The sequence below is a fragment of the Paraburkholderia sp. USG1 genome (assembly GCF_031570135.1).
Lineage (GTDB): Bacteria > Pseudomonadota > Gammaproteobacteria > Burkholderiales > Burkholderiaceae > Paraburkholderia > Paraburkholderia dioscoreae.
In genome coordinates this window covers 238,483-261,304 of the sequence record NZ_JAMWXW010000002.1, presented here as the reverse complement: position 1 = coordinate 261,304, position 22,822 = coordinate 238,483, and the positions used below count along the sequence as shown (strand labels likewise).

The 22,822-nt window shown below is 62.7% G+C and carries 22 protein-coding genes; 7 read left to right on the top strand and 15 right to left on the bottom strand.

Annotated elements, in window-relative coordinates; translation table 11 throughout:
- Positions 1 to 117: 117 nt before the first annotated feature.
- The 5 genes from NE850_RS03685 to NE850_RS39405 all read right to left on the bottom strand — a co-directional run bounded on the left by NE850_RS03685 (position 118) and on the right by NE850_RS39405 (position 5,467).
- The gene (locus NE850_RS03685) at positions 118 to 1,239 is read right to left on the bottom strand and encodes a polyamine ABC transporter substrate-binding protein (RefSeq protein ID WP_007177778.1); all 1,122 of its coding nucleotides are present in this window, start codon (positions 1,237 to 1,239) and stop codon (positions 118 to 120) included.
- 73 nt (positions 1,240 to 1,312) lie between these two features.
- The gene (locus tag NE850_RS03680; RefSeq protein ID WP_007177777.1) at positions 1,313 to 2,752 is read right to left on the bottom strand and encodes an aspartate aminotransferase family protein; all 1,440 of its coding nucleotides are present in this window, start codon (positions 2,750 to 2,752) and stop codon (positions 1,313 to 1,315) included.
- Positions 2,753 to 2,779: 27 nt separating this feature from the next.
- On the bottom strand, positions 2,780 to 4,114 hold the full coding sequence (locus NE850_RS03675) for a glutamine synthetase family protein (protein WP_007177776.1): 1,335 nt from the start codon (positions 4,112 to 4,114) through the stop codon (positions 2,780 to 2,782).
- 32 nt (positions 4,115 to 4,146) lie between these two features.
- Positions 4,147 to 4,941, bottom strand: coding sequence for a gamma-glutamyl-gamma-aminobutyrate hydrolase family protein (locus NE850_RS03670; protein WP_007177775.1), 795 nt, complete (start codon positions 4,939 to 4,941; stop codon positions 4,147 to 4,149).
- A 304-nt stretch (positions 4,942 to 5,245) separates the two neighbouring features.
- Positions 5,246 to 5,467 carry a hypothetical protein gene (locus NE850_RS39405; protein WP_171983793.1) on the bottom strand — a complete coding sequence of 74 codons (222 nt, stop codon included), beginning with the start codon at positions 5,465 to 5,467 and terminating at the stop codon, positions 5,246 to 5,248.
- A gap of 21 nt (positions 5,468 to 5,488) precedes the next feature.
- Between NE850_RS39405 and NE850_RS03665 the strand changes: the two genes are divergently transcribed.
- The 4 genes from NE850_RS03665 to speB all read left to right on the top strand — a co-directional run bounded on the left by NE850_RS03665 (position 5,489) and on the right by speB (position 9,161).
- Positions 5,489 to 5,641, top strand: a complete 153-nt coding sequence (locus NE850_RS03665) for a hypothetical protein (RefSeq protein WP_157187714.1) — start codon at positions 5,489 to 5,491, stop codon at positions 5,639 to 5,641.
- Between the two features lie 257 nt (positions 5,642 to 5,898).
- Positions 5,899 to 6,450: a cupin domain-containing protein gene (locus NE850_RS03660; RefSeq protein ID WP_007177774.1), complete on the top strand. Its 552-nt coding sequence runs from the start codon at positions 5,899 to 5,901 to the stop codon at positions 6,448 to 6,450.
- Between the two features lie 114 nt (positions 6,451 to 6,564).
- Positions 6,565 to 8,058, top strand: coding sequence for an aldehyde dehydrogenase (locus NE850_RS03655; protein WP_007177773.1), 1,494 nt, complete (start codon positions 6,565 to 6,567; stop codon positions 8,056 to 8,058).
- Positions 8,059 to 8,192: 134 nt separating this feature from the next.
- On the top strand, positions 8,193 to 9,161 hold the full coding sequence (gene speB, locus NE850_RS03650; protein ID WP_310698444.1) for an agmatinase: 969 nt from the start codon (positions 8,193 to 8,195) through the stop codon (positions 9,159 to 9,161).
- A 35-nt stretch (positions 9,162 to 9,196) separates the two neighbouring features.
- On the opposite strand, the gene NE850_RS03645 is transcribed toward speB, so the two are convergent.
- From NE850_RS03645 to NE850_RS03635, 3 genes are all read right to left on the bottom strand, one after another.
- Positions 9,197 to 10,393, bottom strand: a complete 1,197-nt coding sequence (locus NE850_RS03645; RefSeq protein ID WP_007177771.1) for an MFS transporter — start codon at positions 10,391 to 10,393, stop codon at positions 9,197 to 9,199.
- On the bottom strand, positions 10,390 to 10,923 hold the full coding sequence (locus NE850_RS03640; RefSeq protein WP_007177770.1) for a MarR family winged helix-turn-helix transcriptional regulator: 534 nt from the start codon (positions 10,921 to 10,923) through the stop codon (positions 10,390 to 10,392). Before NE850_RS03640 ends, NE850_RS03645 begins: the two co-directional genes overlap by 4 nt.
- A gap of 109 nt (positions 10,924 to 11,032) precedes the next feature.
- On the bottom strand, positions 11,033 to 12,052 hold the full coding sequence (locus NE850_RS03635) for a VTT domain-containing protein (protein WP_007177769.1): 1,020 nt from the start codon (positions 12,050 to 12,052) through the stop codon (positions 11,033 to 11,035).
- Positions 12,053 to 12,374: 322 nt separating this feature from the next.
- On the opposite strand from NE850_RS03635, the gene NE850_RS03630 reads away from it, so the two are divergent.
- Entirely contained in the window at positions 12,375 to 12,983 is a 609-nt protein-coding gene (locus NE850_RS03630) for a peroxidase-related enzyme (RefSeq protein ID WP_035517302.1), read from the top strand.
- A 100-nt stretch (positions 12,984 to 13,083) separates the two neighbouring features.
- Here NE850_RS03630 and NE850_RS03625 read toward each other — a convergent pair whose 3' ends face one another.
- Both NE850_RS03625 and NE850_RS03620 read right to left on the bottom strand, forming a co-directional pair.
- Positions 13,084 to 14,334 (bottom strand): MFS transporter, encoded by a 1,251-nt coding sequence (locus NE850_RS03625; protein ID WP_007177767.1) that lies wholly within the window; start codon positions 14,332 to 14,334, stop codon positions 13,084 to 13,086.
- Positions 14,335 to 14,442: 108 nt separating this feature from the next.
- Positions 14,443 to 15,381, bottom strand: coding sequence for a LysR substrate-binding domain-containing protein (locus NE850_RS03620; RefSeq protein ID WP_007177766.1), 939 nt, complete (start codon positions 15,379 to 15,381; stop codon positions 14,443 to 14,445).
- Positions 15,382 to 15,617: 236 nt separating this feature from the next.
- On the opposite strand from NE850_RS03620, the gene NE850_RS03615 reads away from it, so the two are divergent.
- Entirely contained in the window at positions 15,618 to 16,346 is a 729-nt protein-coding gene (locus NE850_RS03615) for a DUF899 family protein (RefSeq protein WP_165188672.1), read from the top strand.
- Positions 16,347 to 16,466: 120 nt separating this feature from the next.
- Here the strand turns inward: NE850_RS03615 and NE850_RS03610 are convergent, their stop codons facing one another.
- Complete coding sequence (locus NE850_RS03610; protein ID WP_007177764.1) at positions 16,467 to 18,440, bottom strand: bifunctional diguanylate cyclase/phosphodiesterase; 1,974 nt, start codon at positions 18,438 to 18,440, stop codon at positions 16,467 to 16,469.
- 181 nt (positions 18,441 to 18,621) lie between these two features.
- On the bottom strand, positions 18,622 to 19,005 hold the full coding sequence (locus tag NE850_RS03605) for a hypothetical protein (RefSeq protein WP_197740291.1): 384 nt from the start codon (positions 19,003 to 19,005) through the stop codon (positions 18,622 to 18,624).
- A 350-nt stretch (positions 19,006 to 19,355) separates the two neighbouring features.
- On the opposite strand from NE850_RS03605, the gene NE850_RS03600 reads away from it, so the two are divergent.
- Positions 19,356 to 19,634: an HU family DNA-binding protein gene (locus NE850_RS03600; RefSeq protein WP_006049832.1), complete on the top strand. Its 279-nt coding sequence runs from the start codon at positions 19,356 to 19,358 to the stop codon at positions 19,632 to 19,634.
- A gap of 204 nt (positions 19,635 to 19,838) precedes the next feature.
- On the opposite strand, the gene NE850_RS03595 is transcribed toward NE850_RS03600, so the two are convergent.
- The 3 genes from NE850_RS03595 to NE850_RS03585 form a co-directional block, all read right to left on the bottom strand.
- Entirely contained in the window at positions 19,839 to 20,957 is a 1,119-nt protein-coding gene (locus NE850_RS03595; protein ID WP_007177762.1) for a 3-deoxy-7-phosphoheptulonate synthase, read from the bottom strand.
- Positions 20,958 to 21,085: 128 nt separating this feature from the next.
- Entirely contained in the window at positions 21,086 to 21,916 is an 831-nt protein-coding gene (locus tag NE850_RS03590; protein WP_007177761.1) for a DUF72 domain-containing protein, read from the bottom strand.
- A gap of 98 nt (positions 21,917 to 22,014) precedes the next feature.
- The gene (locus NE850_RS03585) at positions 22,015 to 22,761 is read right to left on the bottom strand and encodes a TetR/AcrR family transcriptional regulator (protein ID WP_007177760.1); all 747 of its coding nucleotides are present in this window, start codon (positions 22,759 to 22,761) and stop codon (positions 22,015 to 22,017) included.
- Positions 22,762 to 22,822 lie beyond the last annotated feature (61 nt).

The window sequence follows — 22,822 nt, the reverse complement described above, 5'->3', positions numbered from 1 at the left end:
ACTGCGCGCAGGTGGGAGCCAAAAAGCGCGCAGGCTGACTGCCGTTACTGCTATTCATGCGCTCAGGGTTCGAGCGATCCCTGAGCGCGGGATCAATGTTTTATAACGTCGGCCTGATTAATGGCCGGTTTTGAGCTGCGCCCAAAGACGGTTTTCAAGGCGCAGAATGTCGGTCGGCATCGGCTTCATCAGCGTCATCTTGCTCAACACTTCGTCACCCGGATAAACGGTCTTGTCCTGTGCGACAGCCGGCGTGACGAACTGGCGCGCGGCCTTGTTCGCGGTCGGGTAGAACACTTCGTTGGTGATCGCGGCGTTGACCTTGGGGTCCGAGATGTAGTTGATCCATTTCAACGCGGCTTCGGGATGCGGCGCGTCTTTCGGGATCACCATCACGTCGAACCACAGCAGGCCGCCTTCCTTCACGTTCGAGAACTTGATCTGATACGAACGCTTGGCTTCTTCGGTACGGCGGCTGGCGATACCGACGTCGCCGGACCAGCCCAGCACCACGCACACGTCGTTGTTGGCGAGGTCGTTGATGTAGCCCGACGAATTGAATTGGGTGATATACGGGCGAATCTTCTTCAGCACTTCGAATGCGGCCTGGTAGTCGGCGGGATTCGTGCTGTTCGGATCCTTGCGCATATATTGCAGCGTGGCGGCAAAGACGTCGACGGCCTGGTCGAGAATCGAGACGCCGCAGCCTTTCAGCTTGGAGAGATTGGCCGGATCGAAGATCAGTGCCCAGCTATCCACCGGCGCATTGGCGCCGAGCGCCTTCTGCACGGCCTGCACGTTGTAGCCGATACCGTCCGTACCGTATGCCCAGGGCACGCCGTACTGGTTGCCCGGATCCGCGTCGGCAATCATCTTCATCAGCACGGGGTCGAGATTGGCAAGGTTCGGCAACTTCGATTTGTCGAGCTTCTGGTACACGCCGGCCTGAATCTGCTTGGCCATGTAGTTCGACGTCGGCACCACGATGTCGTAGCCGGAGCTGCCGGCGAGCAGCTTGGCCTGCAACGTGTCGTCGCTATCGTAGTTGTCGTATTTGACCTTGATGCCGTCCTGCTTCTCGAAGTTTGGAATCGTGTCCTTCGCGATGTAGTCCGACCAGTTGTACACATTCAGTTCCGTGTCGGCCGCAAGGGCCGGCGTGACCGACAGCGCCGCAAAACCGGTGAAGGCGAGAAGCGCGGCCCCCGCGACCGCATGACGAAGATGACTAACGCTCATGGTTTTTTCCCTTGATGTGAAGAACCGGCATGAGCGTGACGTGTGGGTGTGCCCATGCCGATACGGACTGCCGTTACGAAATGCCGAGTTGTTGTGCGGTCGCGTCGATGGCTTTTTTGGCCTTCGAGACGATCTCGTCGATTTCCAGCTTGTTGATGACCAGCGGCGGCGACAGCAGCATCCGGTCGCCGGTGGCGCGCATGATGAGATTGCCGTTGAAGCAGAAGTCGCGGCAGATCGTGCCGACGTCACCGCCATTGGCGAAACGCTTGCGTGTTTTCGGGTCTTCCGCGAGTTGCAGGCCGGCCACCAGACCCGCGCCGGAGATCTCGCCGATGATCGGGTGATTGCCGAGCGTGTCGCGCAGCTTCTTCTGGAAGTACGGACCCGTATGGGTCTTGACGCGCTCGACGATCTTTTCGTCGCGCAGCAGCTTGAGGTTCGCGACCGCAACGGCGGCGGCGACCGGATGACCCGAGTACGTGAGACCGTGGTTGAAGTCGCCGTTCTCGATGATTGCTTTGGCGACGCGATCATGCAGGCCGACCGCGCCCATCGGTATGTAACCGCTCGTCAGGCCCTTGGCCAGTGTGATCAGATCCGGCTCGAAACCGAAGTACTGGTGTGCGAACCACTCGCCGGTGCGGCCGAAACCGCCGATCACTTCGTCGGCGACGAGCAGAATGTCGTACTTGCGGCAAATGCGCTGGATTTCCGGCCAATACGTCGAAGCGGGGAAGATCACGCCGCCCGCTCCCTGGAAAGGCTCACCGATAAATGCGGCGACATTGTCCGCGCCGATTTCGAGAATTTTCGCTTCCAGCTGTTGCGCGCGAGCCAGTGCGAACTCTTCCGGCGTCAGATTGCCTTGTGCTTCGCCGAAGAAATACGGCTGGTCGATATGCACGATGTTCTCGACTTTCGAGGGCATCTGTTCATGCATGTAGCCCATGCCGCCGAGCGTGCCGCCCGCGATCGTCGAACCGTGATAGCCGTTCTTGCGCGAGATCACGAATTTCTTCGAGTGCTTGCCCTGCGTTGCCCAGTAATGGTGGACGATGCGCAGCACCGTGTCGTTGCCTTCCGAACCGCTATTGCAGTAGAAGAAGTGATTGAACGGTTCGGGCGCCAGCTCCGCGAGCAAGGCCGACAGTTCGATCACCGGCGGGTGCGTGGTCTTGAAGAATGTGTTGTAGTAGGGCAGCTCCATCATCTGTCTGTATGCGGCGTCGGCCAGTTCCTTGCGGCCATACCCGACGTTCACGCACCACAGGCCGGCCATGCCGTCGATCACCTTGTTGCCGTCCGAGTCCCACAGGTACACGCCTTGTGCCTTGACGATCACGCGGCTGCCGGTGCGATTGAGCGCGCCCATATCCGAAAACGGGTGGATGTGGTGCGCGGCGTCCAGCGCGCGATATTCGGCGGTGCTGCGTTGCTGTTGTGCGGCTTGCGCGCTTGCGGCAGGTTGCGCCGGTTGCACGTAAGCGACTTCTTCTGTTCTGTAGCTCATACTTCCTCCAGATTTTTTGCGTTTGCCTTACACGTGCAGCAGCAAATGCCTGCGTTCCCACGAACTGATCACGCGGAAAAACGCTTCGTATTCGGTTTCCTTCAGGGCGAGGTAAGCCTTGACGAATTTTTCGCCGAGTACTTCGGCGATCGGTTCACAGGCGCCCATCAACGTCAGGCCCTCTTCGAGATTGCGCGGCAACTGATACGGCAATTCGTAACCGTCGCTGAGCAGTGGCTCGGTGGCTTCGAGGTTCTGCGTCATGCCGAGATAGCCGGCGGCGAGCGTCGCTGCAATCGCGAGGTACGGGTTGCAGTCCACGCCCGGAATGCGGTTTTCGATGCGGCGCGCGGCCGGCCCCGAATGCGGAATCCGGAAACCCACCGTGCGGTTGTCGTAACCCCAGGCCACGTTGATCGGCGCGGCCATGAAGCGCGACAGGCGGCGATACGAGTTGATATACGGCGCGAAAATCGGCATCAACGCGGGCGTGTACTTCTGCAGACCGGCGATATAGCTCGTGAACAATGTGGTCGGCTTGCCGTCCGCGCCGGTGAAGAGGTTGTGGCCGGTTTCTTCGTCGACGAGACTTTGATGCATGTGCATCGCCGAGCCCGGTTCGCCTTCCATCGGCTTGGCCATGAAAGTGGCATACATCTTGTGGCGCAACGCGGCTTCACGCACCGTGCGCTTGAAGAGGAACACGCTGTCGGCGAGCTTGAGCGGATCGCCGTGCATGAAGTTGATTTCCATCTGCGCGGCGCCGACTTCGTGAATCAGCGTGTCGACTTCCAGTTCCTGCACCTCGCAGTACTCGTAGATGTCTTCGAAAAGCGGATCGAATTCGTTGACTGCCTCGATCGAATACGCCTGACGGCCGGTTTCCGGACGCCCGGTACGGCCGATAGGCGGTTGCAGCGGCAGGTCCGGATCCTTGTTCATGTCGACCAGATAGAACTCGAGCTCGGGCGCGATGACCGGCTTCCAGCCCTTGGCCTTATAGAGTTCGAGCACACGGCGCAGTACACGGCGCGGCGAGATCGCGACCGGCGTGCCGTCGAAGTGAACGCAATCGTGGATTACCTGGGCGGTCGGATCGACGGCCCACGGAATCATGCGGATGGTGCTGGGGTCGGGCACGCAGACCATGTCCGGATCGGTGACGCCAGTGAGCGTGCCGTCTTCCGGATAATCCCCTGTGACGGTCTGGATCATCACCGCCTGCGGCAAGCGCATGGACTCGCCGGATTCGAATTTGCTGCGCGGAATGATCTTGCCGCGCGCGATCCCGGCCATATCCGGAATGATCGCTTCGATTTCGGTGACACGGTTCTTCTTCAGAAAATCGTCGATGTCATGCATGATTGTTCTCTCAGTTTTGGTGCGCGACCGGCTCAGGCATGCGTGGCGGCGGCGGATGCCGCGCCATAGCCGGCCTTGGTGCGCATTCGATCGCGGCAGGCGTCGCCGAACGCACGAAAGATCGCGGTGGAAAGCGCGTCGCTGGCATGCTTCCACTCCGGGTGCCACTGCACACCCAGCGCGAAGGCACGCGCATCTTTCACGCTTACCGCTTCAATCAGGCCGTCCGGCGCGGTGGCTTCGGCCGTGAGGCCCACGCCCAGCCGCTCGACGCCCTGACCGTGCAATGAATTCACACGCGCTTCATTCGTGCCGCCCGCGAGGCGCTGCAACAAGCCGCCCTGCGTCAGCGTGATCGAATGCGACGGTGCGTATTGCACGTCGAGGTCGTCTTCCTTGTTCTCGCGATGGTCGTTCAGACCGTCCACCGCGTGAACGCTTTGATGCAGCGTCCCGCCAAAAACCACGTTCATTTCCTGGAAGCCCCGGCATACGGCCAGCACCGGCACACCGGCTGCGATCGCCGCGCGCATGAGCGGCAGCGTGGTCGCGTCGCGTGCGGCGTCGTGCAGCGTGCCCGGCGTGCTGGGCTGGCCGCCGTAGCGGTGCGGCTCGACGTTCGAATAGCTGCCGGTAAACAGCAGGCCGTCGACTGTCGCCAGCACGTCCGCCGCGGACTGACGCTCGCCGAGCGCCGGCAGCAACATGGCGAGCGCCTGTGAGCCGTCCACGATAGCGGCGATGTACTTCTCGCCAACCACGTGCGACGGGTGAACTCCCATCATCGTTCTGTCGGCGCTGATGCCGACGAGAGGTTTGTTTCGCATAACGAATAGACGTGTGTGTTCCCCGCGGGACGCGGCATGAACAACGTTAAACACAGCGCGGCACGATTCCGCAGCCATGCGCGAAGCGCAAAGCCACCGGGTGGTGCAGGCGGTCGTCGTCGACAGAAACGCGCCGCGCGTGGTTATCGGATGGGCTGTTCGATTCGATCCGCTGCGGTGCGCAACTGATCCGATGGGCATGAAACGCGCGGGCGGCAGACGGCACCGCACATGCAGGAACGCACGGCTCGAAAGAGCGCGCTCACGCAAACGGATGAATCGAACGGCGAAAAGGAGAGAGGCGCTACGGCAGCAGCGAGGCGACTTCGTCCGTGCGCACGGCAATGAAGGCGCGCGCGGAGATAGAGTTGTGACGTCGAACTGAACGGCGGGACAGGATCGTGAAGACGGACAGAAAGCGGCGGAACGCAAGGCTGCCGTTGCTGCCGTCGGCGATGGCGCCGTCAGCGCGAGGACAACTCGCCTGACTACGATTCCATCTCACCAAAGGGCCTCGGACTCTCACGATTACACTCGACTAGCGACGTTGAAAGTATTGAACGGCCTGCTCGAAATCCGCACGGGGCGTTTAAAGAAACAGGACGCTGGGATGATCGCCTTGAACCGATGCGAACTGAATTCGCTGCGCCGCAAAACACGCTTTGGTGCTTCCCGACGTCGGTATGACGACCGCCTGTGAATCAGCATATACGAGCCAATAAAGCCGTCAAATCCTTTTTGATAAAAGATTTATCAGGGCTTTCCCGAGGGTGCGGCTAGAATCCCGCCCGGTGGGAACGTTCGTTGCGCTGTTCATATTTCGGAAACCTTTCAGGGTTTTCCCCAGCGGCGCAACGATTAAAGTGATTAGAATATTCAACACTCGCGGGCACCTCGTTGCCTGAGTCATGTGGTCCTTTAGCGGCCCGATCGTTTTCCATGTCAGAGAACCTAGCGATGTCCATAGAAGTAGCGACCCGTCTGCAATACATCCGCAAGAAGCACGGCTTGTCCCAGCGTGAACTGGCGAAACGGGCGGGAGTGACGAACGGCACGATCTCGTTGATCGAGCAGAATCGCGTGAGCCCCTCGGTTGGCTCGCTGAAGAAACTGCTCGAATGCATACCCATGAGTCTCGCCGAATTCTTCACCTTCGAAGTGGAGGTGGAGCGTTCGGTCGTGTCGCGCCGCGCCGATATGCCGAACCTCGGCAATGAATCGATCGAGTTCTATCTGGCGGGTTCGAGCGTGAAAGACCGCAACATGGGGATTTTGCGCGAAGTCTATCAACCGTTGTCGGACACGGGGCCGGAAATGCTGGAGCACGAAGGGCACGAGGGCGGGGTGGTGGTGAGCGGTCAGATCGAACTGACGGTGGACGGTACCACGTGGCTGCTCGACCCCGGTGACAGCTACTACTTCGAAAGCCGTCTTCCGCACCGTTTTCGCAATCCCAGCGCGGAGCATCTCTGCGAGATCGTGTCGGCCAATTCGCCGCCCACCTTCTGAGGACTCCGCGCCAACGCGCCTCGACTCAACTCAACTCAACTCAGTGCCGCAGTTCAGTACCGCATGAAGTCGATGCAGGTTTGCGTCGAGCGCACAACACATTGAGGCATCCTGATGGACAAGAAATCTCTCGCTTTCTGGCAAGACAAAGCCGCTACGCTTTCTATTGAAGGCCGCGCGTTTATCGACGGCGAATACCGTGACGCCGAAGGCGGCCGCACGTTCGACTGCCTGAGCCCGATCGACGGCAAGCTGCTCGCCAAAGTTGCCGACAGCGGCGCGGCCGAGGTCGACGCGGCGGTGTCGGCCGCACGCCGAGCATTCGACTCCGGCGTGTGGTCGGGCCTCAACCCGCGCCAGCGCAAAGCCATTCTGTTGCGCTGGGCAGCGTCGATCCGCGAGCATATGGACGAGCTCGCACTGCTCGAAACGCTCGACGCGGGCAAGCCGATCGCCGACACCACCAGCGTGGACGTGCCGGGCGCGGCGTATTGCGTCGAGTGGTTTGCCGAAGCGATCGACAAGATCGGCGGCGAAGTCGCGCCGGCCGATCATCATCTGGTCGGACTCGTCACGCGCGAGCCGATCGGCGTGGTGGCCGCGGTCGTGCCGTGGAATTTCCCGATCCTGATGGCGTCGTGGAAATTCGGCCCGGCTCTGGCTGCGGGCAATAGCGTGGTGCTGAAACCTTCGGAGAAATCGCCGCTCACCGCGATCCGCCTCGCGCAACTCGCTCTCGATGCAGGCATTCCCGCCGGCGTGTTCAACGTCGTGCCGGGCGGGGGCGAGCCGGGCAAGCTGCTGGCGCTGCATCAGGACGTGGACTGCCTCGCCTTCACGGGTTCGACCAACGTCGGCAAGCTGATCATGCAGTACGCCGGGCAATCGAACCTGAAACGCGTGTGGCTCGAACTCGGCGGCAAGTCGCCGAACATCGTGATGCCGGATTGCCCCGATATGGACCGCGCGGCGAACGCGGCGGCCGGGGCAATCTTTTACAACATGGGTGAAATGTGCACGGCGGGTTCGCGTCTGCTCGTGCACCGCGACATCAAAGACGTGTTCCTCGACAAGCTGATCGCCGCGGCACGCAGCTATACGCCGGGCAATCCGCTCGACCCGAACACGTCGATGGGCGCGATCGTCGACAAGGTTCAGCTCGAACGCGTGCTCGGCTATATCGAAGCCGGCCGCGCCGAGGCAAAGCTGCTGCTGGGCGGCGCACGCGTGAAAGAGGAAACGGGCGGCTTCTATATCGAGCCGACCATCTTCGAGATTCCGGCTTCAGGTGCGAAGGTCGCGCGCGAGGAAATCTTCGGACCGGTGTTGTCGGTGATCACGTTCGACACGGTGGAAGAGGCGATCAGGATCGCTAACGACAGCGAGTATGGTCTCGCCGCCGCAGTCTGGACCTCGAATCTGACCACCGCGCACGAAGTGTCGCGCAAGCTCCGCGCCGGCACGGTATGGGTCAATTGCTACGACGAAGGCGGCGACATGAATTTCCCGTTCGGCGGCTACAAGCAATCGGGCAATGGCCGCGACAAGTCGCTGCACGCGTTGGAAAAATACACCGAGCTGAAGTCCACGCTCGTGCGGCTGCGCTAAAGGATTCGCGAAGCCGGCGCGGCGGTGTGCGTGAGGCGCACCGCCGCGTTCCCAATGAATCCGATGCCGGCGTTGCGCGTGCCTCTTGAAGCTTCACGCGCGCCGCCGGACTGTCTATAGGTATCAGGTCACTCATGACTGAACTCGCCTACGGCGACGGCGCGATCCGCCGTGCGTCGCTCTATGGCTCGTCGATCGAAAACACCTATGCGGGCGTGCTGTCGTTCATGCGCCGCAAGTACACGCGTGAACTCGACGGCGTCGACGTCGTGGTCTCCGGCGTGCCGCTCGATCTGGCCACCACGTTCCGCTCGGGAGCGCGTCTCGGACCCGCGGCGGTACGCGCGGCCAGCGTGCAGCTGTCGGAACTGCATCCGTATCCGTGGGGTTTCAATCCGTTCGACGACCTCGCCGTGACCGACTATGGCGACTGCTGGTTCGACGCGCACAATCCGCTCACGATCAAGGCGTCCATCGTCGAGCATGCGCGCACGATTTTGCGCTCGGGCGCAAAGATGCTGACACTCGGCGGCGATCACTACATTACTTATCCGCTGTTGATCGCGCATGCGGAGAAGTACGGCAGACCGCTCTCGCTGATTCATTTCGACGCCCATTGCGATACCTGGGCCGACGATAGTCCAGACAGCCTGAATCACGGTTCGATGTTCTACAAGGCAGTGAAAGACGGCCTGATCGATCCGAAGACCTCGGTGCAGATCGGCATTCGCACATGGAATGACGATTTCATGGGCATCAATATTCTCGACGCCGCCTGGGTGCACGAGCATGGCACGCGGGCAACGGTGGAGCAGATTGCGTCGATTGTGGGGGAACGTCCCGCCTATTTGACTTTCGATATCGACTGTCTCGATCCGGCGTGCGCTCCGGGCACGGGCACACCGGTGGCGGGTGGTTTGTCGTCGGCGCAGGGACTGGCGATCGTGCGCGCGCTCGGCGCCTTGAATCTGGTGGGCGCGGACGTCGTGGAAGTCGCTCCCGCATACGACCAGAGCGAGATCACGGCGATTGCCGCCGCGCATATCGCGTGCGATCTGTTGTGCCTGTGGCGTCAGCGCAAGGTTGTGCAACGCGGCACTTAAGCGCTCGACGGCCATTTGCATTTAAATGGACCGGCTCAGCCCAACGACGACGAACGTTCGGGCTGACGCCGGCCTTCGCGCAATCCGAGCGTATAGACCACCAGCGCGCCGCTCATGAGCGCCAGTTGCCACATCAGCATGTCGCTGCCGCGCGCTTTCATTGCGAAGCCCGCGACAAGCGGTCCCACGATCGAACTCGCCGTGAAGGTAAGCGACACGAGGCGCATGTTGCGCGTGAGCGCGGCCTTGTCGCTGCAAGCCGCCGCGTACATGCCGAGCGTGATGAACGAACTGTTCATGCCGCCGAGCAATAGCGCGCTCGCGGCCGCGAGCCATGAGGCGGGCGCGGCCAGCGCGAAACCGCAGATGGCCAGCGTGCTGAGCGCGGCGCAGACGATCACCGCGGTGGCGAGCCCCGAGCGGTCGGCCAGCCAGCCGACCGGAAATTGCAGCGCCATGCCGCCCACGCCGAACAGCGTCAGCAGCGTGGCGGTTTGCGTGGCGCTGAGGCCGTGTGCGTCGGCGAATAGCGGAAAGAGGCCGTACAGTGCGCCGTCGCCGAGACCGCCGGCCGCGACGACCACCATGCCGAGGCTCACCAGCGGACCGATCGGCAAGCGCCGTCCGGCGGCTTTTCTTCGCACGGGCGGTTGTTCTGCCAAAGCAGGCCGCTTTCCATCCGATGCGGTCAGCCACAGCGGCAGCGCCGCGGCGAACGTGAAGGCCGCGCCGGCCGCGAACATGATGCGTCCGTCGACGTCGCACCACACGGCCAGCGCCGGGCCGATCACGCCCGCCGTGGCGATCAGCGCTTCGTGCACGCCCACCACGCGCCCGCTCGATTCAGCGGGAACCAGACTGTAGAGCCAGGTTTCGTTGGCAATCCAGCGCAGGCCGATACCCAAGCCCGTCAGCAGACCGGGCACGAGCCACAGTGGCCACGAAAGCGCGCTCATGGTAGCGAACGCCGCGAGCGTGGCGAGCAGGCCCAGCGACACCGTGCGTTTCGCGCCGATGCACGCCATCAGCCACGGCGCGATCAGCAAGCCGGCCAGCATGCCGGTCCATTGGGCGGCGGAGAAGAGGCCCGCGCGTGGCGCATCCAGACCGCGATGAGCGAGCCATACCGGCAGCACCATGAAGCCGATGCCGAACTGGCCGATCTGCGCCAGCGCCGACACCACGGTCAGCGCCGCGATTGCCCGCCAGCGCACCGGCGCGGCGGCTTTCACGAACTGCTCCGCGCGGGCATGGGCAGCCCCTGTTCGCGGCATTCGACCGGACAGCCGGCCTTCAGGCACGGCCCGTCGTCGCAGAGGCGGCACAGTTGCATGGCGTGTGCCGGGTCGCGGGTCTCGTTCCACAAGATCTTGATCAGCAGGCTTTCCAGCACCTCGCGCTCGTTGTCGTCGAGCCGGCCGACAATGCGTTGCAGCATCCTGTCGCGCGCCGTTTGCAGACGTTTAGCCTCGCGTTTGCCGGCCGCGGTCAACGCAAGGGCCACCGCACGTTTGTCCGCGCCCGATTTTTTCTCCACGAGGCCCGCTTCGACCAGCCCTGCCACGGCGCGCACGGCGGCCGGATGCGACAGATCGACTGCCTCGCGCAGCACTTCAATCGATGAATCGGGGTATTGGCCGACCGCGTTGAGCATGGCGCGGGCGGTGGGGCCGGCGAGCGCATCCACGGTGGGCTGCGCGTTCATTTCGTCAGTGACCAGCAGGGCGAGCACGCCCAGCAGATTTTCTGTGCGCTGCGTCATGGAGACACCTTAATGTGTGCAACGTGCATATATGCATGTTGCACACATTGGGTATGAAGTGCAAGCGGTTTTTCGACGGCGCGTGCCGTGCTGCTGGAAGATAGAGGCCTTACTTCGCCAGCCGCGCCCGCACCGTGTATTCGCCTTCTTCGCCCTCGTCCTCCAGCATGTGCGCCTTCGCCGTGTGGAAGTCCGGCGGCAACGGCTCGACCGGATAACCGCGCTTCTCCCACGCGTCGAGACCACCCTTGAGCGCGCGGATATGGTGAATATTCTTGCGATGTAACTGGTTGACGATCCGCTTGGCCGTCGCCTCGTTCGGACACACGCAGTAGACGACAATCGGCCGCTCCAGCAGCTTCGGATCGATCGGTTCGGGCGAATCGAGATCGAGCGGCCGCGCGCCGGCAATCCGGTGCGATTCCTTTTCACGCACGCTGCGCGGCCGCGCGTCGAAAATCAGCGGCGGTTCGTTCGACTTCATCAGCTCGTCGAGTTGCTCCGGCGAAATACGCGTATGCGCGAGCCACCGGCGAAACTGCCAGCGGCGCACCCAGCGGTACAGCAAAACCGCCACGAAGATCGCCGCGAACGCGTCGAAAATCGTGCCGCCGTTGTGGCGTACGAGAAGCATCAGTTGCACGATCTGGTCGTGCAGGGCGCCGCCGCCGATCACCCACACGCCGGCCCACAGCACGGCACCGATAAAATCCCACAGCAGAAACACGCCCACGCTGATGGCTGTCGTGCCGAGCAGCGGCGCGGAGATCAGCCCGAGTCCGGGCAGGAACTTCGCGACGGTGAGAATCGGCGCGCCGTACCGTTCGTAGGTATTGCGCGCGACGCGGACGGTGGTGTCGAGCGAGAGGGAGAAGCGCACCAGCGAGTTCAGCAGGCGGCGGCCGTACGCACGTCCGGTGAAGAACCAGAGCGAGTCGGCAATCAGCGTGGCGCCGACCGCGGCGCACACGACGCTCGCATAGGAGGTTTGCCCCATGGCGGCCATGGTTCCACCGAGGATCAGCATCGGCGCGGCCGGAATCGGTACGCCGAGCTGCGTGACGAGCACGCTCATGAACACGGCCCACACGCCCAGCGAGGGTGGAATAGCAACCGGAAAATGCCACACAACCGCGCTCCTCAGAATGCGATGAAGGGATTTGAAATGTCCGCGCCCAGGCGGCGCGTTGCGAGCAGGCAGCGCATGTTCCGTTCCCGTACGACCGCGGGCGAGATGCCGTGCCGGCAGACGGGCGCAATAGTACAAGAACGGTGTGAAAGGCGAATTTAAGCACAGGTGGCGAAAGGGCGCTCTGAAAGAGGCTAACTGTCAGGGCAATTCATGCAGGTTGACGGGCTGAGGACGAGCGGCGTGAGGCGCTGCCGCGCGGTCCGTTGCTAGAATCGTCGTCGTGCACATTCAAATATGACGGAGACATCGCATGACAAAGATGGCAAAGCTTCAGCCGATTAGCCGCTACCCCGTGCCTGAACCGGGCCAATGGCCGGACGACATCCGCGCCCGCATTCTCGAAGTGCAGGAGAAAGCCGGTTTCGTGCCGAATGTATTTTTGACGCTGGCGCACCGTCCGGACGAGTTCCGCGCGTTCTTCGCCTATCACGACGCGCTGATGCTGAAAGAGGGCGGCCTCAGCAAAGGCGAGCGCGAGATGATCGTGGTCGCCACCAGTGCGATCAACCAGTGCCTGTATTGCGTGGTCGCGCACGGCGCGATTCTGCGCATCTACGAAAAGGCGCCGCTGCTCGCCGACCAGGTTGCCGTGAATCATCGCAAGGCGGATATCACGCCGCGCCAGAAGGCGATGCTCGATTTCGCGGTGAAAGTTTGCAGCGAATCGGGCACCGTCGGCGACGCGGATTTTCAAACGCTGCGCGAGCACGGCTTTTCCGACGAAGACATCTGGGATATCGCGGCGATCACGGCGTTTTTTGGTTTGTCGAACCGTATGGCCAACGTCATTTCCATGCGTCCGAACGACGAGTTCTATCTGATGGGGCGTGTGCCGAAAGCCGCTGCTGCAGATACGCCGCGAAAATAGCGGCGGGGGCAACTGCCGGGCGCTTCTATTCTCACCGCATTCCGCATTCCGCATTGAAGCGAGTGTGCGGTGGCAGCGCCCGCCGCCACCGCACGCAGGTTTACGCCGCCGCCGGCTCGGCCCGAAGCGCGGGCGTGCTCACCGTGGTGTCGTCGATCGGGAAGTGCAACATCGCGGCAACGAGGCCTGCCACGACAGTCGCTTCCCACAGCAGCGAATACGAGCCGGTGAGATCGAACACCAGCCCGCCCAGCCACGCGCCGAGAAAGGAGCCGATCTGATGGCTCAGAAAGCACAGCCCGAACAGGCTGCCGAGGTGGCGCGTGCCGAACACTTTGGCGACCAGTCCGCTCGTGAGCGGCACGGTGCCGAGCCAGGTCAGACCCATCACCGCCGCGAAGATCACGACCGAAGCAGGGGTTTTCGGCAGCAGGAAGAAGGCGCCGATCGTCAAGCTGCGGATCAGATAAAGCCAGCCGAGCACATGATGCTGCCGGTAACGGCCGCCGAGCCAGCCGCAGGCCCAACTGCCCGCCATATTGAACAGGCCGATCAGCGCGAGGGCAGTGGCGCCGAGTCCGACCGGCATATGGCAAAGCGACAGATATTCGGGCAGATGCGTGGCAATGAACGCAAGCTGGAAACCGCAAGTGAAGAATCCGAGTGTCAGCAGCAGGTAGCCGCGATGCCGGGCCGCCTGGCCGAGCACTTTGCGAAGCGGTGCGACGGGCGCTTCCTGAAGCGGTGTGCCGACCCGCGCGCGCCGGTCGAGCACCATGCCGAGCGGGGCGATCAGCAGCATCAGGAACGCCAGTACGAAGAGCGACGTGGCGATGCCCGAACTGAGCCGGACGCCTTGCACGAGCGGGACCATCAGCACCTGACCCGCGGAGCCGCCGGCGCTGACCAGACCCATCGCCATGCTGCGGTTTTCCGGCGAGGCGATGCGGCCCACCGCCGGCAGCACCACGCCGAAGGTCGTGCAACTCACGCCGATGCCCACCAGCAATCCCATGCCGACGATCAGCATGGCGCCGCTGGGCGCCACCGCGGCGAGCCCGAGCCCGGCCGCAAAGGTCGTCGCACCGAACGCGACCACGGGCGCCGAACCGTAGCGGTCCGCCGCGGCGCCCGCGAACGGCTGGGCTAAGCCCCACACCAGATTGTGCAGCGCGATCGCGAACGCGATCAGCGTGACCGGCAGACCGCGGTCGAATGAAAACGGACCGATGAACAGGCCGAAAGTTTGCCGGATGCCCATCGCGGCACTGAGAATGAGCGCGCCGGCGAGGATTACCAGCGTCGTCTGGTTGAACGCGGGGGCGAAGCGTTTGCTGTTAGCGGTTGACATGATTCTGATCTCCTTTGACACATGGTCGCAGCGAGCATCAGAAGCGGCAAAAGAAAAGATTTCGACGACAGGTGAGCGTGACTCACCTGTGCGGGCCGGACCTGCGGTTCAGCTGACGGCGTCGCGCACTGCTTGCCCAGAAGCGTCGACGTGTGCCTCCGGGCGCTCGGCCTCGCTCACCAGCCAGCGCTTGAAGTCGGCGAGCTCCGGCCGGCGATCGCCGTTTTCGGCGCTCACCAGCCAGTAGGCGGTGGTGGAGGCAATCGTCGCCGAATCGGCCTCCACAAGCGTGCCCCTGTCGAGGTCCGGGTCCACCAGCGGCCTTCTGCCGAGCGCGACGCCGAGGCCCATGCCGGCGGCTTCGAAGGCGAGCTGGATCGTGTCGACGCGCAAGCCGCCGGTCGTGTCGATGCCGTCGATACCGGTCGCATCCAGCCATGCCTGCCAGTCTTCACCGGCGGCGTTGACGTGAATGAGCGTCGCGCGGCGCAAGTCCGTGTTGCCCTGCTCGTCGCGCAGCGTCTCCAGGTACGCGGGGCTGCACACGGGCACGAAGCGCTCGCCGAACAGTCGCGTCCACGCGGTGCCGGCAACCGGCGCACGGCTCAGGCGGATCGCGAAGTCGAAACCGTCGACTGGAAAACCGACCTGACGGTGCGAGGTGTCGACGCTCACATTCACATTCGGCCAGCGCGCGCGAAAACCGGCGAGGCGCGGCAGCAGCCAGCGAGACGCGAAAGTCGGCGCGCAACTCAGCGCGATCGGGCGGTCCGCGCGATGATTAGGCAGGCGCTGCGTGCCGATGGCGATCAGCGAAAACGCTTCGGAGACGTACGATAAATAATCCGCGCCGCTTGCCGTGAGCGAAATGCCGCGCGGCTCGCGCACGAACAGTTCGACGCCGAGCGCCTGTTCCAGTCCGACAATGCCGTGGCTGATGGCGCTCGGCGTGACATTCAGTTCCGCGGCGGCAAGTTTGAAACTCTGGTGTCTGCCGGCCGCTTCGAAAAAGCGAAGCGCCGGCAGCGGTGGCAGACGAAGCGGCATGGTGCATCCTCATGGACGGCGCGTCGGGCGCGCGTGCTGGTGCGCTTAAGGATACCTTGCCGGGCGCTTCCGGTTGCCGTCACGGCGAACGTGAGCGTCGCCGCAAAAAAACTTGCCGATGCTGTCGATTTGCCGCCGCGCGGTTCGTCGTGGCTATATGGAGGACTGGAACGTGCCCGCCATCGCGGCGCGCCACTCGCGTTCTCTATCCTTTTTACGTAAGAGGAGACGGGCTAATGACTGACGTACACGCATCCACCCAGGCGCTGAAGCCGGCGCGGCTGCTCGCGGACTCACCGAGCCGGTTTCCCGGCGAGAGCGCCGAATATCGTCGCGCGCGCAACGATCTGCTCGTCGAGGAAATCGAATTGCGTCGCCATATCGAAAGCGTTGCCGCGCAAAGACGCGCGTTGCCGCCCGGCGGCGTCGTGCCCGAGGATTACCTGTTCATGGGCGAAGCCGGTCCGGTAGCGCTATCTGAAATGTTCGGCGCGCACGACACGCTCGTCACCTACAACTGGATGTTCGGCCCGCGGCGTGCCCGGCCGTGTCCGATGTGCACCTCGCTGCTGAGCGCGTACGACGGCGAAATGCCCGACATCCTGCAGCGCGTGGCGTTCGCCGTGATTGCCCGTTCGCCGATCGAGAAACTGGTTGCGTTCGGGAGAGAGCGAGGCTGGCGGAATCTGCGGCTGTATTCGTCGGGCGGCAACACCTTCAATCGCGACTACGCGGCGGAAGATCCTGCCGGCGACGATCATCCCGCGTTCAATGTGTTTACGCGCTCAGGCGGCACGGTGCGGCACTTCTGGGCCGAGGAGATGGGACCGTCGACAGCGGACCCGGGGCAGGATCCGCGCGGCGCGCCCGACGTGATGCCGATCTGGACCGTGCTCGACATGACGCCTGGCGGACGTGGCACGGATTGGTACCCGAAGCTGGAATACACTGCCGCAGCGGGTTAGGTCGCTATCGAGGCTGTCTGGCGGATTCGACACGGCTGTTCACTGGTGTCGGACGCGCGGCCGGCGGCGGCGCGGATCGCGTGGGCAATAGAGCGCAGACGGCATGCCGCCCGGGATCGACTACGACAGCGTTTGCACAGCGTAGTCGTGCCCACGCGTCGTATGCAAATACTCGGCGACGGCGCTTGCCCGCATCGGCCGGCTGAACAGATAGCCCTGCACCGCGCGAGCGCCGAGCGCTTTGACGACCTCGACTTGCGATGCCGTCTCGAGTCCTTCCACCACGCATTCGAGTCCAAGATTGCGGCACAGGTCGAGCACCGACTTGACGATCTTTTTCGACGCGCTGTTGGAATCCACGTCCGTCATGAAGCTGCGGTCGATCTTGATCGTATCGAAGGGCAGGCGATGCACGTAGCTAAGACTTGAATACCCGGTGCCGAAATCATCGAGCGACACGCGGCAGCCGGCTTTCTTGATCACGGTGAGCGAACAGCGCGCCTGTTCGAAATCGCGCGTCACCGCGGTCTCGGTGATCTCGAACGACACACGATGCGGCGGCACGCCGCTCGCCATGACGATATCGATCAGACGGCGGGCGCGTGCCGACGTGCAGATATCGATCGCCGACAGATTGAACGACAGATAAAGCTCTGACGGCCAGCGCGCCACTTCGGCGAGCGCTTTGTGCAGCAGCACTTCCGTGATGCGCAGAATCAGTTCTGTACGCTCTGCAATCCGAATGAACTCTTCCGGCCTGACCGCGCCGAGCCGCGCGTTGTGCCAGCGGCCGAGCGCTTCCAGGCCGATGGTGCGCTGTGCGAGCACGTCGTAGATCGGCTGAAACTCCAGGAACAGTTCCGACTCGAGGTCCGCATGGCGAAGCTCCTGAGTCACGAGACTCGAACGTCGGATCCGCGTTTCATGTTCGGTCGAGAAGATGACCGGCGTGCCGCGCCGGCTTTCCTTGCCGACATACAACGCCGTGTCGGCGCGTTCGAACACTTGCGCCATCGTCGTGCCGGCCTCGGGGAACGCGGCCCAGCCGATCGTGCCCGACAACTCGGCGATATTGCCCGCTACCCGGTAGGGCTGACTGAGCGCGCCGCAAATACGTTGGCCCAATTCGACGAGCGTCTCGTTCGCCAGTTGGTGCTGCGCGAGCACGCCGAATTCATCGCCGCCGAGGCGCGCGAAGAAAATGCCGGGCTCCGCAAGCGACAGCAGGCGCGAGCCGACCTCCTGAAGAACGAGATCGCCACTCGCATGGCCGTAGATATCGTTGACCTGTTTGAATCCATCGAGATCGATCAGTCCGACATTGAAGCCGCCGCCGCTGCTGAGCGCCTGTTCGGACAGCGCGCGCAACGAGGCGAAGAAACTGCGCCGGTTGGGCAGATCGGTCAGACTGTCGATGCTCGCGAGCCTGAAGTTGTCGTCGCTCAGGCGCTGCGTTTTCTGCTGGCTTGCCTGCAACTCGCGCTGCGCGTGCACCACGTCGGCGAAAGTCCGGCAATACAGCTGAATGATGAAGGCGAGCGCGACGCCGACCAGTGTCATGTCGACGGCCATCGCGATGAAGACCGGATAGCCGGTGAAAACCAGGAAGGTCGAAAAGCTTAGGATGACGATCGACAGCAGCAACATGGCTGCCGCACGCAGGTGCATCAGGCAGAACACGCAGCCGACAACCGTGGTCGCCATATAAAACGCGACTTGCGTCTGTTCGTACGCGGTACCGTACGGGAACAGCAACAGCGACCAGCTGCTGAATGCGATGGCGAAGAGGCCGGCAAGCCAGGTCAGCTTGCGCAGTTCGGGCACGGCCTGGTTGTCGGTCAGCACGCGGTGCCGGAGTTGCCACCATCTTACGCAGCGGACGACGCACAGGGCGCACAGCGCGGCCGGAAAGTAGATCGACAACCATGCCGGCGCGCAATTCACGTGCGTGATCGCGACGGCCGCCGTGTTGACCAGCAGGATGAAATAGAGAAGGGGAACCTGGTGGCCAAACGCATCGAGCTGCGAACGCACGAGTTCGGGGTCGCGTTCCGCGACCGACAGTGCATCCCTCAATTTGGCTATCAGAACCATTCCCTTCCCTTTAAGCGTTCGCGCTGCACACGCAGCTATATATCGGCAGCACGGGAGGGATCTTGAGGAGGCCTTAAGCAGAAGTCGATTCGGGGCGCGCAGGCGGTAAGTACGACCGGCCAGTGCAGCCGTGTATGTCATTTATGCCGTGTCGGGGCGACACGGATCACAGGTGGCCGTATCAAAGCGCCGGACATGAAAGCACGCGCTGAGGCTCCATGCTCGTGCCGGGCTGGCCGTTCTGTGCCGGTGTGCCTTGCGGTGGGGCGGAGATGAGGCGCACGGCATTCACGCCGGCATTCGCCAGCACATATTTTTCGGGGCTGTTGTCAGGCTGCCAGTAAGCCCGGAAAACACCGCTGTCGCCGAAAACCAGCAGTTTGCCGTGGATGGTTCGAGCGCCGCTAACCAAGTCGACGGGTTCGCCCTCACGCACCTGAAAGCCCTGGGAAGGCGTTGAATGTGTCGTGCCGACCAGGGTGGCGCAGGCATTTTCGTCGGCTGCGAGAGCAGTACAGGACATCGCGGCGAGCAGCGCGCATGTTGCAATATGGCGAAATTTCATTTTTTTATTCCTCCCGGGTTGCTGATTGCGGACGCCGCGGCCTAACAATTTCCGGAACTCTCCAATCCACCATAACATAGTAAAAAAGCCCTTCCGTCATGGTTTGCGCTGCGCTAAACCACTGAAATTGCAACGGATTGTGATAGCGCGAGAACACGTATCGAGCGGAAGAAACGCCTAAGCGCGCGATTCTTATGGCACTTTGCAGGAAAAAATCGTCAAATTCCCTGTGGGCGGGTGATACAAGCCTTACACCCAAGGTTTGCGTGAACCGGCGCCTATGCGTTAGTGTGTCGGTCCCGGCGCAACGGATGTGGCGCCGGTTCCATGATTACCATACGGGAAGTGCTATGAACAAACAGGAACTGATTGATGCAGTCGCCGCAGCGACGGGCGAAAGCAAAGCGGCCACCGGCCAAACCATCGACGCGATCGTCGAAGCGGTGACCAAGGCCGTGGTGGGTGGCGATACGGTGCAACTGGTCGGTTTCGGTTCTTTCTCGACCGGCGCGCGCGCAGCACGCGTGGGCCGCAATCCGTCGACGGGTGCCGAGATCCAGATCGCGGCTGCCAAGACGGTGAAGTTCACTGCCGGCAAGGCGTTCAAGGAAGCCGTCAACGCGTCGTAATGCAACGCGCTTCGCGCCGGAACATCCACGCGCGCTGCGTTGGCGCGCGGCGAGCGATGCATCGGGCGTGAGGAATCACGCGCTGCCCAACCCCGGTAAGACGGATCCATCGGCGGCTGGTGCGGCGCGTGTGTTTTTCGTGCTGTCCCCAACGGGACTTCCTGCAGGGCGTGCTCGACGTAGTGCCGGCAGCCCGGCGCGTGCTCAGCCCGCGCGGCGTTTGCGGGTGGCCTCGGCGAGTGTTTCGAGCACCGGCTCGGTCTGTGCCCAACTGACGCAGGCATCCGTGATCGATACGCCGTGACGCAACGGCACACCAGGCTTCAGATCCTGGCGGCCTTCTTCCAGATGACTTTCCAGCATGACGCCGATAATGCGGCGCTCGTGCTGCGACAATTGCTGCGCGATATCCTGCACCACTTCGAGTTGACGCAAATGCGATTTGCCCGAGTTCGCATGCGAACAGTCGATCATGACCTGCTCGCGCAGTCCCGCTGATTTCAGCGCGGCGCAAGTCGCCTCCACCGACGCGCTATCGTAGTTCGGCCCTTTCTTGCCGCCGCGCAGGATCACGTGCGCGTCGTCGTTGCCGCGCGTTTCGAAGATCGCGGCCAGGCCCATTTTCGTCATGCCCATGAACGCGTGGCTCGCGCGCGCGGCGACGATCGCGTCCGCGGCGATCTGTACGCCGCCGTCCGTGCCGTTCTTGAAACCGATCGGGCAGCTCAATCCCGAAGCGAGTTGACGATGGCTCTGGCTCTCCGTCGTGCGCGCGCCGATGGCGCCCCACGCGATCAGATCGGCGATGTACTGCGGGCTTAGCAGGTCGAGAAACTCGGTGGCCGTGGACAGGCCGAGACCGTTGATGTCGAGCAGCAGTTGCCGTGCAAGACGCAGACCTTCATTGATGCGGAAACTGCCGTCGAGACGCGGGTCGTTGATATAGCCTTTCCAGCCGACGGTAGTGCGCGGCTTCTCGAAGTAGACCCGCATCACGATCAGCAGATCGTCCCTGTAGGTGTCGGCGGCGACTTTCAGCTTGCGCGCATATTCGATCGCCTGGTCGCGGTCGTGAATCGAACACGGTCCGACGATCATCACGAGCCGGTCGTCGCGGCCATGCAGAATGTCGGCGATTTCCGCGCGGGTCTTCTCGACCAGCGTCTGCACCGAAGGCGGCGTGGGCAACTCGTCCTGCAATAGCGCAGGGGAAATCAGCGGACGTACCGCACCGATCCGAACGTCGTCGATGCGCGTGGTGTCCTGGGTGGCGTCGGCCGAGCCGACTTCCTGATCGTGCAAAGGATTGTCGATGGCGTTCAAAATGTTCTCCCGGACCTTGGTGATGAAGCGGCCTCGCGGCCTGACTGCGTGAGTGTGGGTGCGTTGATCGTGGCTGTCTTCGCTGCCGGGATTATGACACTCGCGTGCTTCGGCCGGGATGGCGCAGGTCAGAGACGTTTGATCAGCGCCATCGCGGCGGCCGGATTGCGCTCCTTGAAACCGCTGATGACGTACAGATAGACGTCGCGCGCGGCCGCTTTGGCAGGCGCTTGCGCAGAGGTCTCCAGGTCGGCCGGAGTCGTACCTGCCGCCAGTTGCCGCGCGCGTTCGGCCCATGCGTCGAGCGCTTTGGTCGAATAGCCGTTGGCCTGTTTATCCGTTGTGCCCATGATGCGGGCATAGACGAAGGGCGCCGTGATATCCGCGATCTGCGGGTAATCGCTGTCGCCGGCCAATACGACAGCGACTTTGTATTTGCGGGCGAGCGCGACGAATTCCGGCGTTTTGAAGGTGTCGTTGCGAACCTCGATCGCATGTCTGAGCTTCTGGCCTTCGATACTGGGCGGCAGCAATTTCAGAAAGGCTTCGAAGTCTTCGCTATCGAATTTCTTGGTGGGCGCGAACTGCCAGTTGATCGGACCGAGTTTCTGTTTGAGCAGCAGCACACCGCTTCCGAAGAAGCGTTCGATTGTTTCACCCGCGTCGGCGAGGACTTTTCTATTGGTCGAATAACGCGGCGCTTTCAGTGAAAAGACGAAATCGTCCGGGGTTTCCTGATACCACTTCTCGTAGCTCGCCGGTTTCTGCAAACCGTAAAACGTGCCGTTGATTTCAATCGACGTGAGGTTCCTGCTCGCGTATTCGAGTTCGCGGCTTTGCGTGAGGTCGGAGGGGTAGAAGGTGCCGCGCCAGGGCGCATAGGTCCAGCCGCCGATACCGATGCGGATGTTCGTCGTTCCGGCGGCCTTTGCGGTTTTCGCAGCGGGTTCTTTCGGCACTTGGGCTCTCCATCGGGCTTCGCAGGGAAGCTGTAGATTAGCCGTTTTTTCGCCCGACGACCCAACCTCGAAGAACCGGAAAAGCGGACCTGTGTCTGTTATTCGCCGCCGCGAGGCGTACCTGCCCCATGACGCGCGGCCTCTTCAAATCGCCGGTTCGCCTCCGCCACTTCGACTCTGAACTGTTGCAGGGCGCTCACCGCCAGGTCCGGCGGCGTGAGCGCGGCCCACAGCACGTCGATGAGCCGGTCCGCGGTCGCATCGATATCGATGTGCCGGTTCGCGAGCGTCGCATCCCATAGCACGTGCTCCATCGGCCCGAACACCATCGATCGCAACAGGCGCAAGGGCATGTCGCCGCGAATCTGCCCGCTCTCCTGGCCTTGCGCAAGCACGCGCATCAACGGGGCGGTATAGCGGCGCTGCAACTCCGTGAGTGCTTCGCTCAACTCGTGGTGGCGGGCCCGCCCTTCGGATAACACCAGTGCGCATAGATCGGTGCCGTTCACGAGCATCAGCCGCAAATGCGTGCGAACGATGAACGCGAACTGCTGCCGCACATTGCCGTCGCGCGGCAAGCCGGATTCGATCGCTTCGATAATCTCGTCGTACCAGTCGCCGATCACCCGCGCGCAGAGCTCGCGTTTGCCGCGGAAATAGCTGAACACGGTCGCCTCGGAAATGCCGAGACGCTGCGCGATCTCGGCGGTCGTCGCGCGCTCGTAGCCCTTTTCGGAGAACACGTCGCGCCCCGCCTGAAGGATCTCCTTCACACGTTGCTGCGACTTGCGCCCGGCCGGCTGGCGGCGCGAGGCGGGTAACTCGGCCTTCGTGGCAACCGTCATATGAGTCCAGTTCAGATTTGTTGGTTGGATTCGGTATGAAAGCGTGCCGAATGAACCCTTG

What these genes read in the sequence shown, in the direction of transcription:
- NE850_RS03685 (WP_007177778.1), bottom strand. Translation starts at nt 1,239, where the DNA reads ATGAGCGTTAGTCATCTTCGTCATGCGGTCGCGGGGGCCGCGCTTCTC.
- NE850_RS03680 (WP_007177777.1), bottom strand. Translation starts at nt 2,752, where the DNA reads ATGAGCTACAGAACAGAAGAAGTCGCTTACGTGCAACCGGCGCAACCT.
- NE850_RS03675 (WP_007177776.1), bottom strand. Translation starts at nt 4,114, where the DNA reads ATGCATGACATCGACGATTTTCTGAAGAAGAACCGTGTCACCGAAATC.
- NE850_RS03670 (WP_007177775.1), bottom strand. Translation starts at nt 4,941, where the DNA reads ATGCGAAACAAACCTCTCGTCGGCATCAGCGCCGACAGAACGATGATG.
- NE850_RS03660 (WP_007177774.1), top strand. Translation starts at nt 5,899, where the DNA reads ATGTCCATAGAAGTAGCGACCCGTCTGCAATACATCCGCAAGAAGCAC.
- NE850_RS03655 (WP_007177773.1), top strand. Translation starts at nt 6,565, where the DNA reads ATGGACAAGAAATCTCTCGCTTTCTGGCAAGACAAAGCCGCTACGCTT.
- speB (WP_310698444.1), top strand. Translation starts at nt 8,193, where the DNA reads ATGACTGAACTCGCCTACGGCGACGGCGCGATCCGCCGTGCGTCGCTC.
- NE850_RS03640 (WP_007177770.1), bottom strand. Translation starts at nt 10,923, where the DNA reads ATGACGCAGCGCACAGAAAATCTGCTGGGCGTGCTCGCCCTGCTGGTC.
- NE850_RS03630 (WP_035517302.1), top strand. Translation starts at nt 12,375, where the DNA reads ATGGCAAAGCTTCAGCCGATTAGCCGCTACCCCGTGCCTGAACCGGGC.
- NE850_RS03625 (WP_007177767.1), bottom strand. Translation starts at nt 14,334, where the DNA reads ATGTCAACCGCTAACAGCAAACGCTTCGCCCCCGCGTTCAACCAGACG.
- NE850_RS03620 (WP_007177766.1), bottom strand. Translation starts at nt 15,381, where the DNA reads ATGCCGCTTCGTCTGCCACCGCTGCCGGCGCTTCGCTTTTTCGAAGCG.
- NE850_RS03615 (WP_165188672.1), top strand. Translation starts at nt 15,618, where the DNA reads ATGACTGACGTACACGCATCCACCCAGGCGCTGAAGCCGGCGCGGCTG.
- NE850_RS03610 (WP_007177764.1), bottom strand. Translation starts at nt 18,440, where the DNA reads ATGGTTCTGATAGCCAAATTGAGGGATGCACTGTCGGTCGCGGAACGC.
- NE850_RS03605 (WP_197740291.1), bottom strand. Translation starts at nt 19,005, where the DNA reads ATGAAATTTCGCCATATTGCAACATGCGCGCTGCTCGCCGCGATGTCC.
- NE850_RS03600 (WP_006049832.1), top strand. Translation starts at nt 19,356, where the DNA reads ATGAACAAACAGGAACTGATTGATGCAGTCGCCGCAGCGACGGGCGAA.
- NE850_RS03585 (WP_007177760.1), bottom strand. Translation starts at nt 22,761, where the DNA reads ATGACGGTTGCCACGAAGGCCGAGTTACCCGCCTCGCGCCGCCAGCCG.